The sequence below is a fragment of the Sphingomonas sp. genome, assembly GCF_019746015.1.
Classification (GTDB): domain Bacteria; phylum Pseudomonadota; class Alphaproteobacteria; order Sphingomonadales; family Sphingomonadaceae; genus Sphingomonas.
In genome coordinates, this window is sequence record NZ_JAIESM010000069.1 from 27,558 (window position 1) to 40,285 (window position 12,728).

Annotated in this window: 10 protein-coding genes; 7 read left to right on the forward strand and 3 right to left on the reverse strand. The window is 67.7% G+C overall.

Annotated features, from left to right (window positions below):
• Positions 1-81: 81 nt before the first annotated feature.
• The 3 genes from recN (at position 82) to K2Y03_RS10065 (ending at position 7,364) form a co-directional block, all read left to right on the forward strand.
• The gene (recN, locus tag K2Y03_RS10055) at positions 82-1,746 is read left to right on the forward strand and encodes a DNA repair protein RecN (protein WP_294090486.1); all 1,665 of its coding nucleotides are present in this window, start codon (positions 82-84) and stop codon (positions 1,744-1,746) included.
• Complete coding sequence (gene ligA / locus K2Y03_RS10060) at positions 1,743-3,881, forward strand: NAD-dependent DNA ligase LigA (RefSeq protein WP_294090487.1); 2,139 nt, start codon at positions 1,743-1,745, stop codon at positions 3,879-3,881. Before recN ends, ligA begins: the two co-directional genes overlap by 4 nt.
• Before the next feature lie 150 nt (positions 3,882-4,031).
• Positions 4,032-7,364 carry a carboxypeptidase regulatory-like domain-containing protein gene (locus K2Y03_RS10065; protein WP_294090490.1) on the forward strand — a complete coding sequence of 1,111 codons (3,333 nt, stop codon included), beginning with the start codon at positions 4,032-4,034 and terminating at the stop codon, positions 7,362-7,364.
• Between the two features lie 263 nt (positions 7,365-7,627).
• Here K2Y03_RS10065 and K2Y03_RS10070 read toward each other — a convergent pair whose 3' ends face one another.
• The gene (locus tag K2Y03_RS10070; RefSeq protein WP_294090491.1) at positions 7,628-8,227 is read right to left on the reverse strand and encodes an HD domain-containing protein; all 600 of its coding nucleotides are present in this window, start codon (positions 8,225-8,227) and stop codon (positions 7,628-7,630) included.
• 70 nt (positions 8,228-8,297) lie between these two features.
• Here K2Y03_RS10070 and K2Y03_RS10075 point away from each other — a divergent pair, with 70 nt between their 5' ends.
• From K2Y03_RS10075 to K2Y03_RS10085, 3 genes are read left to right on the forward strand one after another with little or no spacing between them, the layout of a single operon-like run.
• Positions 8,298-9,404: a sensor histidine kinase gene (locus K2Y03_RS10075; protein WP_294090492.1), complete on the forward strand. Its 1,107-nt coding sequence runs from the start codon at positions 8,298-8,300 to the stop codon at positions 9,402-9,404.
• Positions 9,401-10,213 (forward strand): LytTR family transcriptional regulator DNA-binding domain-containing protein, encoded by an 813-nt coding sequence (locus K2Y03_RS10080; protein WP_294090493.1) that lies wholly within the window; start codon positions 9,401-9,403, stop codon positions 10,211-10,213. The genes K2Y03_RS10075 and K2Y03_RS10080 overlap by 4 nt, the downstream gene beginning before the upstream one ends.
• Positions 10,214-10,258: 45 nt before the next feature.
• Entirely contained in the window at positions 10,259-11,023 is a 765-nt protein-coding gene (locus tag K2Y03_RS10085; RefSeq protein WP_294090495.1) for an isocitrate lyase/phosphoenolpyruvate mutase family protein, read from the forward strand.
• A 2-nt stretch (positions 11,024-11,025) separates the two neighbouring features.
• On the opposite strand, the gene K2Y03_RS10090 is transcribed toward K2Y03_RS10085, so the two are convergent.
• Together K2Y03_RS10090 and K2Y03_RS10095 are read right to left on the reverse strand one after the other, a co-directional pair.
• Positions 11,026-11,301, reverse strand: coding sequence for a DUF3297 family protein (locus K2Y03_RS10090; protein ID WP_294090496.1), 276 nt, complete (start codon positions 11,299-11,301; stop codon positions 11,026-11,028).
• Between the two features lie 211 nt (positions 11,302-11,512).
• A complete protein-coding gene (locus K2Y03_RS10095; protein ID WP_294090497.1) occupies positions 11,513-11,896 on the reverse strand; it encodes a hypothetical protein in 384 nt (127 codons plus the stop codon).
• Positions 11,897-12,043: 147 nt separating this feature from the next.
• On the opposite strand from K2Y03_RS10095, the gene K2Y03_RS10100 reads away from it, so the two are divergent.
• Entirely contained in the window at positions 12,044-12,445 is a 402-nt protein-coding gene (locus tag K2Y03_RS10100) for an EVE domain-containing protein (RefSeq protein WP_294090498.1), read from the forward strand.
• Positions 12,446-12,728: the final 283 nt, after the last annotated feature.

A 12,728-nucleotide genomic window follows, 5' to 3' on the forward strand; every position in this document is an offset into this window, starting at 1 on the left:
AAATCACCAACGGCACCAATTTTCGAACGCGCCTGACCCGGGCTTGGCGCGGGCGCCTGTCTTGGGGCAAAAGGCACCGCAATGCTGACCGGGCTTGCCATTCGCGACGTGGTGCTGATCGAGGCGCTGGACCTGGAGTTCGGCGGCGGCCTGAGCGTGCTGACGGGGGAGACGGGCGCCGGCAAGTCGATCCTGCTCGACGCGCTGGGGCTGGCGCTGGGCGCGCGCGGCGATTCGGCGCTGGTCCGCGCGGGCGCTGCACAAGCGGTGGTGACGGCCAGCTTTTCGCCCCCGCCCGCCGGTGGTCCGCTCGCCGCGCTGCTGGCCGACAATGCGCTGGAGGCTGACGCCGGCGAGCCGCTGCTGGTCCGCCGCCTGGTGAAGGCCGATGGCGGCAGCCGGGCCTGGCTGAACGATCAGCCGGTGTCGGTCGCGCTGCTGCGCGAGCTGGCGCCGCACCTGGTCGAAATCCATGGCCAGCAGGATGATCGCGGGCTGCTGAGCCCCGCCGGGCACCGGGCGCTGCTCGACGCGTTCGGGCGGCTGGATGGGGCGGCGGTGGCAGAGGCGCACCGGGGCTGGCGGCAGGCGCAGGCCGCGCTCGACGCCGCGCGCCAGCAGGCCGACGCCGCCGCGCGCGATCAAGACTGGCTGGCGCATGCGGTGGCGGAACTGGCCGCGCTTGCCCCCGAACCCGGCGAGGAAGCGCTGCTCGCGGAGCGGCGCGCGACGATGCAGCGCGGCGCGAAAGTGGCCGGCGACCTGCAGGCGGCGGCCGATCTGCTCGACGGGTCCGACGGGGCGCTGGCCAAGCTGCGCCAGGCCGCGCGCGTGCTGGTCCGCGTGACCGACGCGCACCCGGCGCTGGCCGAGGCGCTGGCCGGGCTCGACCGCGCGATCGGCGAGGGCGCGCTGGCGCAGGAACAGATTGACCGGGCCGCCGACGCGCTGGCCTTCGACCCCGCCCGGCTGGATGCCGACGAGACGCGCCTGTTCGAGCTGCGCGCAGTCGCCCGCAAGCACCGGGTGCAGCCCGACGATCTGGCCGCGCTGGCGGGCGAGCTGTCGGCGCGGCTCGCGGTGATCGAAGGCGGCGAGGAGGAACTGGCCCGGCTGGAGCGCGCGGTGGCGGAAGCCGCAGAGCGTTATCGTGCCGCGGCAGAGGCGCTGTCCGCCGCGCGCCGCGCGGCCGCCGACCGGCTCGATGCCGCCGTTGCGCGCGAGCTTGCCCCCCTGAAGCTCGATGCCGCGCGGTTTCGCACGATGATCGCGCCGCTCGCCGAGCAGGGCTGGTCGGCGGCCGGGGTTGACCGGGTCGAGTTCGAGATCGCCACCAATCCCGGCGCGCCGTTCGGCCCGCTGGCGCGCATTGCCTCGGGCGGGGAGCTGTCGCGCTTCATCCTGGCGCTGAAGGTCAGCCTGGCGGCGGAAGGGGGGGCAGCGGCGATGATCTTCGACGAGATCGACCGGGGCGTGGGCGGCGCGGTGGCGTCGGCGATCGGTGAACGCCTTGCCCGGCTTGCCGAACACACGCAGCTGCTGGTGGTGACGCACAGCCCGCAGGTGGCGGCACGCGGCGACGCGCATTTCTTCATCGCCAAGTCGAACGACGGCCGCGTCACCCGCACCGGCGTGCGTGCGCTGGACGCCGCCGAACGCCGCGAGGAAATCGCCCGCATGCTGTCGGGCGCAGAGATTACTGACGAGGCCCGCGCGCAGGCGGCAAGGTTGCTGGCAGCGGCATGACCCCAATCGCTGAAGCAGACGCCGCCGCGCGGCTTGCCGAACTCGCCGCCGAGATTGCGCGGCACAACCGGCTCTATCACACCGATGACGCGCCCGAGATCAGCGATGCGGACTATGACGCGCTGGTGCGCGAAAATGCCGCGATCGAGGCGCGCTTCCCCCACCTGATCCGCGCCGATTCGCCCAGTGCCCAGGTCGGCGCCGCGCCCGCCGGGCATCTGGCCAAGGTCGCGCATGCCAGGGCGATGATGAGCCTCGACAATGCCTTTGCCGAGGAGGAGGTGGCCGAGTTCCTCGCCCGCGTGCGCCGCTTTCTGGCGCTCGCTGAGGATGCGCCCGTCGCGCTCACGGCGGAGCCCAAGATCGACGGCCTGTCCTGTTCGCTGCGCTATGAGCGGGGGCGGCTCGTCCAGGCGCTGACGCGGGGCGATGGCGCGGTGGGCGAGGATGTGACGGCGAATGTGCGCACCATCGCCGACATCCCCGCAACGCTGGCCGGGGATGTGCCCGACGTGTTCGAGGTGCGCGGCGAGGTCTATATGGCCAAGGCCGATTTCGCCGCCTTGAACGCGCGCCTGCTCGCCGAGGCCGACGATCCGGCCAAGGCGCGCCAGTTCGCCAATCCGCGCAATGCCGCCGCCGGGTCGCTGCGCCAGAAGGATGCCGCCGTCACCGCCGGCCGCCCGCTCCGCTTCCTGGCGCATGGCTGGGGCGAGGCAAGCAGCGTGCCCGCCGACACCCAGCTCGATCTGATGCACGCCATCCGCGACTGGGGGTTGCCGGTCAGCGAGCTGCTGATCCGCGCCGAAAGCCTCGACGCGGTGCTCGCCCATTACCGCGCGATCGAGGGGCGCCGCGCCGAGCTGCCCTTCGATATCGACGGCGTGGTCTACAAGGTCGACCGGCTCGACCTGCAGGCGCGGCTGGGCAGCGTGGCGCGCGCGCCGCGCTGGGCGATTGCGCATAAATTCCCCGCCGAACGCGCGCAGACCACGCTGCTCGCCATCGACATCCAGGTCGGCCGCACCGGCAAGCTGACCCCGGTCGCGCGGCTGGCGCCGGTGGGGGTGGGCGGCGTCATCGTCACCAACGCCACGCTCCACAATGCCGATGAGATTGCCCGGCTCGGCGTGCGCCCGGGCGACCGGGTGGTGCTGCAACGCGCCGGCGACGTGATCCCGCAGATCGTGGAGAATCTGACGCGCGACGTGGTGCGCGATGCCTGGCATTTCCCGGCGAGCTGCCCTGAATGCGGCTCTGCGGCCGAGCGCGAGCCGGGCGAGGTCGACTGGCGCTGCTCGGGCGGCCTCATCTGCCCGGCGCAGCGGGTGGAGCGGCTGCGCCATTTCGTCAGCCGCCACGCGCTCGATATCGAGGGGCTGGGGCTGAAGCAGATCGAGGATTTCTTCCATGACGGGCTGATCGCCAGCCCCGCCGACATTTTCCGCCTGAGCGAGGAGGCGTTGCGCGCCCGCAAGAAGGACGGGCGGGTCTGGGCCGCCAACCTGATCGCCGCGATCGACGCCAAGCGCAGCCCGCCGCTCGACCGCTTCCTGTTCGCGCTCGGCATCCGCCATGTCGGCGAAGTGACCGCGCGCGACCTGGCGCGGCGCTATGGCAGCTGGGCGGCATTCCGCGCGATGATCGACCGCGCGCTGGAGGTTCGCGCCGGCATGGTCCGCGCGCTTGCCGAAAGCGATGACAAGCTGCTCGCCCGCACTGCCAGGGAACTGGCGGCGGTGGTGGAAACCCCCGGCGTCGGGCCGGAAGTGGCGCTCGCGCTGGTCGATTTCTTTGCCGAGCCGCACAATGTCGCCGCGCTCGACGAGCTGCTCGCGCAGCTGACCCCCGCTGACACCGTGTTCGAGGCGCGCGAATCGCCGGTGACGGGCAAGACGCTGGTCTTCACCGGTTCGCTCGACTCGCTCAGCCGCGACGAAGCGAAGGCGCAGGCCGAGATGCTCGGCGCGCGGGTGGCGGGGTCGGTGTCGGCCAAGACCGACCTGATCATCGCCGGCCCGGGTGCCGGCTCCAAGCTGAAAAAGGCTGCAGAGCTTGGCATCCGGGTGATCGACGAGGCCGCGTGGCTCGCGCTGGTGGCCGAAGCCGGGGGCGCCGCCGGCCCCGGCCGGTGATGTGTTTTTGCAACGATTTGTAAAGGAATCGGGGCGTCGGTTTGCGGCGCGGCAAATGTCATCGAACCGAAATATTTCCCCGGCATGGGCGCCTACGACGGCGAAGACGCCGCGCTTTTTTGCAAGCGAACCACCTCAATAGGGGAAATTATGCGCAATCAACTCTTTCTGGGCGCGGCTGTTGCTGCGCTGATGATTCCGGCCGCTGCCAGCGCCCAGGAAACCACGTCGCAGATCCGCGGCTCCGTCACCGACGAATCGGGCAACCCCGTTGGCGGCGCCCGCGTCACCATCACGCACACCCCGTCGGGCACCAGGTCGACGGTCACCAGCAACGCCGATGGCCAGTTCCAGGTCTCGGGTGTGCGCGTGGGCGGTCCGTTCACCGTCGAAGTGATGCAGGCCGGCAAGGACGTCGCGACGATTACCGACATCTACACCGTCATCGGCCAGCCCTATGACGTGCCCGTGGTGCTGACCTCGTCGCAGGACATTGTCGTCACCGCGTCGAAGGTGCGCAATTCGGGCACCCGCTCGCTCGGGCCGCAGACGCTGCTCACCGCGCGCGACATCGCCAAGGTGGCCTCGGTCAACCGCGACGTGCGCGACCTGGCCCGCCGCGACCCGTTTGCGACGCTTGACCTTGCCAACAACCGCGCCGTCTCGTTCGCCGGTGTCAACCCGCGCTTCAACGCCTTCACCATCAACGGAGTGCGCGTGAACGACCGCTTCGGCCTGAACGCCGACGCCAACCCCACCCGCCGTGGCCCGGTGCCGCTCGACGCGATCGACCAGTTCACGGTCAGCCTGTCGCCGGTCGACGTCCGCCAGGGCAACTTCACCGGCGGCGCAATCGACGTCGTGCTGCGTCCGGGCACCAACAAGTTCGAAGGCACCGGCTTCTGGTCGATCAACACCGACGGGCTGAGCGGTGACCGCATCGGCACCACCACCACGATCAACAGCTTCAACAGCCAGACCTATGGCGGCCGCCTGTCGGGCCCGATCATCAAGGACAAGCTGTTCTTCATGGTCGCTGCCGAGCGCACCACCCAGGGCCTGCCCAACCCGAACGGCATTGCCGGCGAAGGTTTCGCCAACGCCGCCCAGGGCCTGACCCGCGCGCAGATCACGCAGATCCAGCAGATCGCGCAGCAGGTGTACAACTACAACCCGGGCGATCTGGTGCGGAACCAGACCGAAATCGACGAAAAGATCGTCGGCCGTATCGACTGGAACATCACCGACGGCCAGCGCGCCTTCTTCACCTTCACCAACGCGTATGACTCGCTGATCATTCCGCAGGGCAACTCGGTCAACCCGCAGTCGCCGTCGGTTGGTCTGGCGTCGAACGCCTATGTGCTGACCGAGCTGCAGCGCTCGGGCCAGCTCCAGCTGAACAGCGACTGGACCGACAATTTCTCGACCGAAGCGCGTATCGGCTATCTGAGCTTCCTGCGCGGGCAGGACCCGCTGCAGGGCCGCGGCTTCGGCCAGTTCTCGGTCTGCCTTGACCCGAACGCGACGACCAACGCCGCCGGCACGGCCAACACCAGCAACGCGACCGTCTGCACGCCGACCTCGCCGCGCATCTTTTTCGGGCCGGACCCGTCGCGCCAGACCAACGCGCTGTTCTCGGATGCGTATAGCGGCTCGCTGCTCGCCCGCCTGAACCTGGGCCAGCACAGCCTGAAGCTGCTGTTCGAGTTCGAGGAATATCGCGTCCGCAACGCGTTCGTGCAGAACTCGGCCGGTACCTGGTTCTTCGACACCATTGCCGATTTCCAGAACCGCAACGCCGCGACCTTCACCTATCAGAACGCGCTGTCGGGCAATCTTGAAGACGCGGTTGCGAACTTCAAGACGCGCACCTGGACCTTCGGTATCCAGGACACGTGGAAGGTCACGCCGAACTTCACCATCGACTATGGCATGCGTTATGATCTCTATGACCAGAACGGCGCCATTCCGCTGAACAACAACCTGCTGGCGCGCTCGGGCATTGCCAACACCGCGACGCTGGCTGGCCGTGGCCTGTTCCAGCCGCGCATCGGTTTCCAGTGGAAGCCGACGCCGCGCCTGTCGGTACGCGGTACTGCCGGCGTCTATGGCGGCGGCAACCCGGCTGTGTATTTCTCGAACAGCTATTCGGTGACCGGCGTCATCACCAACACCGTCAACATTCTGCGCAACAACACGCTGGGCGGCGTTCCACCGTTCCAGAACAACGTGCCCGCGAACGTCGGCACGGCGGCGTTGACGGGCGTTGATGGCCGCACCATCAACCCGGCGATCCAGCAGTTCCTGGCGACCAACACCGGCGCCATCGCCGGGTCGCCGACCGCGCTGGTCGATCCGCGCTTCGAGGTGCCCGCCACCTCGCGCGCCACGATCTCGCTCGACTATACGGCCAATCTCGGGCCGCTGGGCGATGGCTGGCACTTCGGCTTTGACTATCTCTATGCAAAGCCGTTCCAGCAGATCGTGTTCACCGACCTGCGCTCGAACCGCACCGGCCTGCTGACGCCGGACGGCCGCCCGCGCTATAACGTGAATGTCGGCCTGCAGCCGGCGGGCAGCGTCAACACCGACATTTTGATGACCAACAGCAATGTCGGCCGCAGCCACATCTATGTCATCCGCTTCGACAAGCGCTTCAACTTCGGCCTGTCGTTCGGCGGCAGCTACACGCTGCAGGACGTGACCGATGCCGGCCCGTCGACCTCGTCGGTGGCGGCTTCGAACTACCAGAACGCCGCCTTCCGCGATCCCAACTTCCAGGCGGCGGGCATCTCGAACGACGAGACGACCTGGCAGTTCAAGTATAATATCGGCTTCGATCGGGCGTTCTTCGGTGACTATCGCACGATCATCCAGCTGTTCGGCGAAAGCCGCGCGGGACGCCGGTTCAGCTACACGATGCAGGACCCCAGCGCCGGTCGCGGCCCGGTGTTCGGCACCGTCGGCAACCTGGCCAACCAGCTGCTCTACGTGCCGCTCGCTGGCAATGATCCGATCGTGTCGTATGACAGCGCCGCCACGCAGACGACGCTTGACGGCATCATCAACGGCTCGGTGCTGCGCAACTTCCGCGGCCAGACCGCGCCGCGCAACATCGGCCGGTCGCGTGCCTTCACCCGCATCGACCTCCACCTGGAGCAGGAAATCCCGACCTTTGTCGGCAAGTCGCGCATCTCGCTGTTCGCGGACATCGAGAATCTGCCGAACCTGCTCAATTCGGATTGGGGCGGCCTGCGCCAGCAGGGCTTCCCGTATAATGCGGCGGTGGTGAACGTGTCGTGCCTGAACGTGCCGGTCGCCACCGGCACCGCGGCGACGGCGGCGCAGACCTCGACCATCACCCAGCCTTGCGCCCAGTATCGTTTCAGCACCGCGCGTGCGCCCAACGATGCCGCGTTCGGCAACCCGGTGCTGGGCACGTCGCTCTACACCATCCGCATCGGCGCGCGCGTTACCTTCTAACCGCGCCACCGATCCAGACGATCAGACCGCCGTCCCCGGCAATGGGGGCGGCGGTTTGTCGTTTTGGCGGGCTTTGCGACCAAACCAACCCGTCGCCCCGGCCTTGAGCCGGGGCCAGACTGCCTTGCGACTGACGAAGAAGAAGCCCAGCCCCGGCTCGGGGGCCGGGGCGACGGCAGACTCCAGGATTTCGAAAAAAGCGCGCCGCCCCAGGCCCGGGGCGGCGCGCTACGGGATGGCAGTCTGGTGTCCGGCGCGCCGGCTCAGACCTCGCTTGCCGGGCTTGGATAGATGCTGTGGATCGGCCGGGCCAGCACCCGCTCCACCATCGGCACGAAGAAGTCGAGCGGTGCGCTCTCGTAACCCGGGTCGAACGCCGACTGGTCATATTTCTCGCAGAACTCGGCACAGGCCTGGAAGTGCGGATGGCCGCGAAACCCCTCGCGCAGGTCGCGGTCCATGCCCAGATAGTGGAAATAATAATAGCCTTGGAAGATGCCGTGGTGCTGCGCGATCCAGTGCAGCTCTTCCGACACGAAGGGCTTCAGCATCGCGGCGGCGATTTCGGGGTGGTTATAGCTGCCCAGCGTGTCGCCAATGTCGTGCAGCAGCGCCATCACCACATAGGCCTCGTCACGGCCGTCGCGGTGGGCGCGGGTGGCGCATTGCAGCGAATGTTCCAGCCGGTCGACCGGGAAGCCGCCATAATCACCGTCGAGCAGCTTCAGATGGGTCAGCACCCGTTCGGGCAGGCCACGCGCAAAATCGCGGAAATGGGTGGAGATCAGCGCCCAGTCCTCGGCGGTTCCTTCCGTCATCGCGCGAAAGGCGGCGCGGCCCTCATGCACGTCGATATCGCTCATCGTCGCTCTCCTGATGCAGATGGCACAGCATGGCCTCTTCCGGCGCGCTTGTCAGCCGGTATAAGAGGGCATGGCCACAGCACCGCGCCCTACCTTTTTCTCGCGGCCGTTTTTTGAGGAAAAGAACCGCGCCTTCTGGCTGCTCCAGGCCGCGGGCTGGTCGGGCTATCTGGTGCTGCGCTCGGTTTCCAGCGTTTCCAACGGCCTCAACATCGCGGTGCTCATCGCGGTCTCGATCGAATCGATCATCGGCTATTGCATCACGCTGCTGCTCTCGGCGCTGTACGGCTATTATCGCACGCTGCCGCGCATTCCCTTCGTCGCGCTCAGCGTCGTCACGCTGGCGCTGGCGACCGCGCTTTATGCGGTGCTGGATGCCTTTGCCTTCTCGCTGATCAAGCTCGATTCGCCCGGCCTCAACCTCACGCTGGTGCTGGGCACGATCTTCTTGAACTTCACCGTGCTGGCCGGCTGGTCGGCGCTTTACTTCGGGATCAATTTCTACCTGATCGTCGAGGAACAGATCGACCAGCTGCAGCGGCTGGAAAGCCAGGCGTCGAGCGCGCAGCTGGCGATGCTGCGCTATCAGCTGAACCCGCATTTCCTGTTCAACACGCTCAATTCGATTTCCACCTTGGTGCTGCTGAAGCAGAGCGAGCGCGCCAATGCGATGCTCAGCCGGCTGTCGGCGTTCCTGCGCTATACGCTGGCCAATGAGCCGACCGCGCATGTGACACTGGCGCAGGAGGTGGAGACGCTGAAGCTCTATCTCGAGATCGAGAAGATGCGCTTCGAGGAGCGGCTGCGCCCGCATTTCGAGGTGGACGCGCGCGCCGCTAATGCCCGGCTGCCCTCGCTGCTGCTCCAGCCGCTGGTGGAAAACGCCATCAAATATGCGGTCACCCCGCAGGAGGACGGCGCCGACATCACCGTGACCGCGCAACTGGCCGGCGACCGGGTGCAGATCAGCGTGATCGACACCGGGCCTGGCCCCGGTGAAACAAAATCGCGCCCCAGTCTTTCAACCGGGGTGGGCCTTGCCAATATCAGGGACCGCCTTGCCCAGGCCTATGGTGCCGACCATCGGTTCGAGGCGGGGCAGCACCCCGGCGGCGGGTTTCGCGTCGACATTGAAATCCCGTTCCAGCTGACGGAACCGGCAAGGGAGGCGGCATGACCATCCGGACAATTCTCGTCGATGACGAGACGCTCGCCATTCAGGGCCTGCAACTGCGCCTGCGCGCGCATGAAGACATCGAGATCATCGAGACGTGCGTGAACGGGCGCGAGGCGATCCGCGCGATCAAGACGCACAAGCCAGACCTCGTGTTCCTCGACATCCAGATGCCGGGTTTTGACGGTTTTTCGGTGGTGCAGGGCCTGATGGAGGTGGAGCCGCCGCTGATCGTGTTCGTCACCGCCTATTCCGACCATGCCATCCGCGCGTTCGAGGCGCAGGCGATCGACTATCTGATGAAGCCGGTGGAGGAAGCGCGGCTGGCCGACACGCTCGACCGCGTGCGCCAGCGCCTGGCCGAGAAGCGCGGGGTGGAGGAGGCCGACCGGCTGAAGGAAGTGCTGGCCGAAGTCGCGCCGGAAGCGGCCGAGAGCCTGGCGGAAACCATGGCCGACGCCGCCGACCAGCCCGCCGCCAACCGCTTTGAAAAGCTGATCAACATCAAGGATCAGGGCCAGATTTTCCGCGTCGATGTCGACACCATCGAACGGATCGACGCGGCCGGCGATTACATGTGCATCTATACCGGCGACAAGACGCTGATCCTGCGCGAGACGATGAAGGACCTGGAAAAGCGGCTGGACCCGCGCCGCTTCCAGCGCGTGCACCGCTCCACCATCGTCAATCTCGATCTGGTGAAGGAAGTGAAGCCGCACACCAATGGCGAATGCTTCCTGGTGCTGCAGTCCAACGCGCAGGTAAAGGTCAGCCGGAGTTACCGGGACGTGGTGGCGCGCTTCGTGCATTGACGCGCGGGGCTTGCACGCGCGGCGCTTTCGCCCGAAACTGGCCCCATGGCTTCGGGGGGCGCGATGACCAGCTTCGACACGTTCGCCCGGCTGCACGTGCCGGGCAAGCCGCTCATCCTCTATAACATCTGGGATGCGGGCAGCGCGCAGGCGGTGGCGCGCGCCGGGGCAAAGGCGCTGGCGACGGGCAGCTGGTCGGTCGCCGCCGCGCACGGGTTTTTCGATGCCGAAGGCCTGCCACTCGATCTCGCGCTGGCCAATGCCGCGCGGATCGTGGCGGCGACGACGCTCCCTGTGACCGTCGATTTCGAGGGCGGCTATGCGGCCGCGCCCGAATTGCTCGCCGCGAATTTTGCCGCGCTGGCGGCGACCGGCGCGGTGGGGTGCAATTTCGAGGATCAGGTGGTGGGCGGCGAGGGGCTTTACCCGATCGAGGCGCAACAGGCGCGGATCGCCGCCGCGCGCAAGGCCGCTGGCCCCGCCTTTTTCATCAACGCGCGCACCGACCTGTTCCTGAAGGTGGCGGCGCCCGCGCATGATGCCGGGCTGGTCAGCGCCGCGCTCGACCGCGCGCATGCCTATGCCGAGGCGGGGGCGAGCGGGCTGTTCGTGCCGGGGCTCGCCCGGCTCGACCTGATCGAGAAGCTGTGCGTCAAGTCACCGCTGCCGGTGAACCATATGGCGGTGCCCGGCGGCCCCGCGCGGGCGGCGCTGGCGAGCGCCGGCATCGCGCGGATCAGCCACGGGCCGTTCCCCTATCGCGCGGTGATGAAGCAGCTGGAAGAAGCGGCGCGCGCTTTATTCGGCTGAGTCTATTGGGTGGCGTCGCCGTCGCCGGCGTCGCTCTCCGCGCCGCGTTCGAACCACGCCTCGACCGGGCCGGTCAGCTTGATCGTCAGCGGCCGGCCGTGGCGGTCGACCTTCTTGGGCAGCGCGACGCGGATCCAGCCTTCCGACCGGCAATATTCCTCGACATCGTGCCGCTCGGCGCCCTTGAAGCGGATGCCGATGCCGCGCTCCAGCACGGACTGGTCGAAAAAGGGGCTGCGCGGGTCGGTCGAAAGCCGGTCGGGGGGCGTGTCGGTCATGGCCAGCGCCTCTGCCGCAAAGCGCGCGGGCGTGCAAGCGGTGCGCGGCGCGCCTCTCAGAGTCTGATTCGAAACTCGCGAAAGAGCGAGTTTCGAGGCGGCACCGGCCCGCTCCCCCGCCCGGCCACCCATTCAGGATACTCTTGTGGGTGGCCGGGCGGGGGAGCGGGCTGGCGCCGGACGATCCGAAACGGCGTTTCGGATCAGACACTCAGCGGCAGATGCGCACCGGCACGAAGCCACCCCAATAGGGGTCCCATTGCTGGCGGACGACACACACCGGAAATGGGCGGTAGAAGCCCGGCCCGGCCCATGGCCCGGGGCCGTAAAAGCCAGGGCCTGGCCCATAGAAACCGGGGCCGGCCCAGGGGCGCGGGCCATAAAAGCCCGGCCCCGGCCCATAGAAACCGCGCGGGCGCGAGGCGATGGCCGCGCCGATGGCAACGCCGGCAACCCCGGCGGCCACCACCGCCCCCGGCCCGGGGCCGCGCCGCCAGCCGCCGCGCCAGCGCTGCGCCTCTGCCGGGGTGGCGGCGGCCAGCAGGGTTGCGCCCGTCACGGCCGCCAGCACGGCCTTCGTCACCAACTTGCCCATCAGCATGCTCCTGCCAGAATCGCTCAATCTGCGCCCTGCCTAACGCGGGCTGGCTGAACGGCGCGCGAACGGCGCGTTCATCGCCGGTTTAGCGAGCGCGGCGCGCGCATCTTGACCCGGTGCCGGGGCGGCGGCACAGACGCGGGCATGGCATATTGGCTGATCCGCTCCGAACCCAGCGCCTATAGCTGGCAGGAATTCGTCGCCGAAGGGCGCACCGAATGGACCGGCGTGAAGAACGCCACCGCCGCCATCCACTTGCGCCAAATGAGCGTGGGCGACGAGGCGATCTTCTACCATTCGAACGAGGGCAAGGAAGCGGTCGGCATTGCCCGCGTCACCCGCGCCTTCCAGCCCGACCCGACCGACCCCAAATGGGTGTCGGTGGAATTTGCAGTGGTCGGCCCGCTGCCGCGCACCGTGCCGCTCGCCACGATGAAGGCCGATCCGCGTCTCGTCGAGCTGCGCATGATCCGCCAGTCGCGCCTGTCGGTCTCGCCGGTCAGCGATGCCGAATGGGCGGTCATAATGGAACTCGCCGGCGCCTGACGCGCCCTGGCGCGCGATCCTCTCCCGCTGCTTTGCGCGCGGCGCCGGTGCCGCGCTGCACCGGTCGCGCTGCAACAAAAATGACATATAGTTGGCGCTCTCGTAATATTGATACAGTATAATATAGATTAAATTCATGCTGCGTCGCATTGTTGAAACATAATCTTCATTGTAACAAAACTGTCCCCGCCGCTGCCTAGTTTGAAAGCGACAATAACGGCTAGCCCCTCCTGGGGTGTCTATAGGGGAATACAAATGTATTATCGTAACGCCCTGCGGCTGC

What these genes read in the sequence shown, in the direction of transcription:
- ligA (WP_294090487.1), top strand. Translation starts at nt 1,743, where the DNA reads ATGACCCCAATCGCTGAAGCAGACGCCGCCGCGCGGCTTGCCGAACTC.
- K2Y03_RS10075 (WP_294090492.1), top strand. Translation starts at nt 8,298, where the DNA reads ATGGCCACAGCACCGCGCCCTACCTTTTTCTCGCGGCCGTTTTTTGAG.
- K2Y03_RS10100 (WP_294090498.1), top strand. Translation starts at nt 12,044, where the DNA reads ATGGCATATTGGCTGATCCGCTCCGAACCCAGCGCCTATAGCTGGCAG.
- recN (WP_294090486.1), top strand. Translation starts at nt 82, where the DNA reads ATGCTGACCGGGCTTGCCATTCGCGACGTGGTGCTGATCGAGGCGCTG.
- K2Y03_RS10090 (WP_294090496.1), bottom strand. Translation starts at nt 11,301, where the DNA reads ATGACCGACACGCCCCCCGACCGGCTTTCGACCGACCCGCGCAGCCCC.
- K2Y03_RS10095 (WP_294090497.1), bottom strand. Translation starts at nt 11,896, where the DNA reads ATGGGCAAGTTGGTGACGAAGGCCGTGCTGGCGGCCGTGACGGGCGCA.
- K2Y03_RS10070 (WP_294090491.1), bottom strand. Translation starts at nt 8,227, where the DNA reads ATGAGCGATATCGACGTGCATGAGGGCCGCGCCGCCTTTCGCGCGATG.
- K2Y03_RS10080 (WP_294090493.1), top strand. Translation starts at nt 9,401, where the DNA reads ATGACCATCCGGACAATTCTCGTCGATGACGAGACGCTCGCCATTCAG.
- K2Y03_RS10065 (WP_294090490.1), top strand. Translation starts at nt 4,032, where the DNA reads ATGCGCAATCAACTCTTTCTGGGCGCGGCTGTTGCTGCGCTGATGATT.
- K2Y03_RS10085 (WP_294090495.1), top strand. Translation starts at nt 10,259, where the DNA reads ATGGCTTCGGGGGGCGCGATGACCAGCTTCGACACGTTCGCCCGGCTG.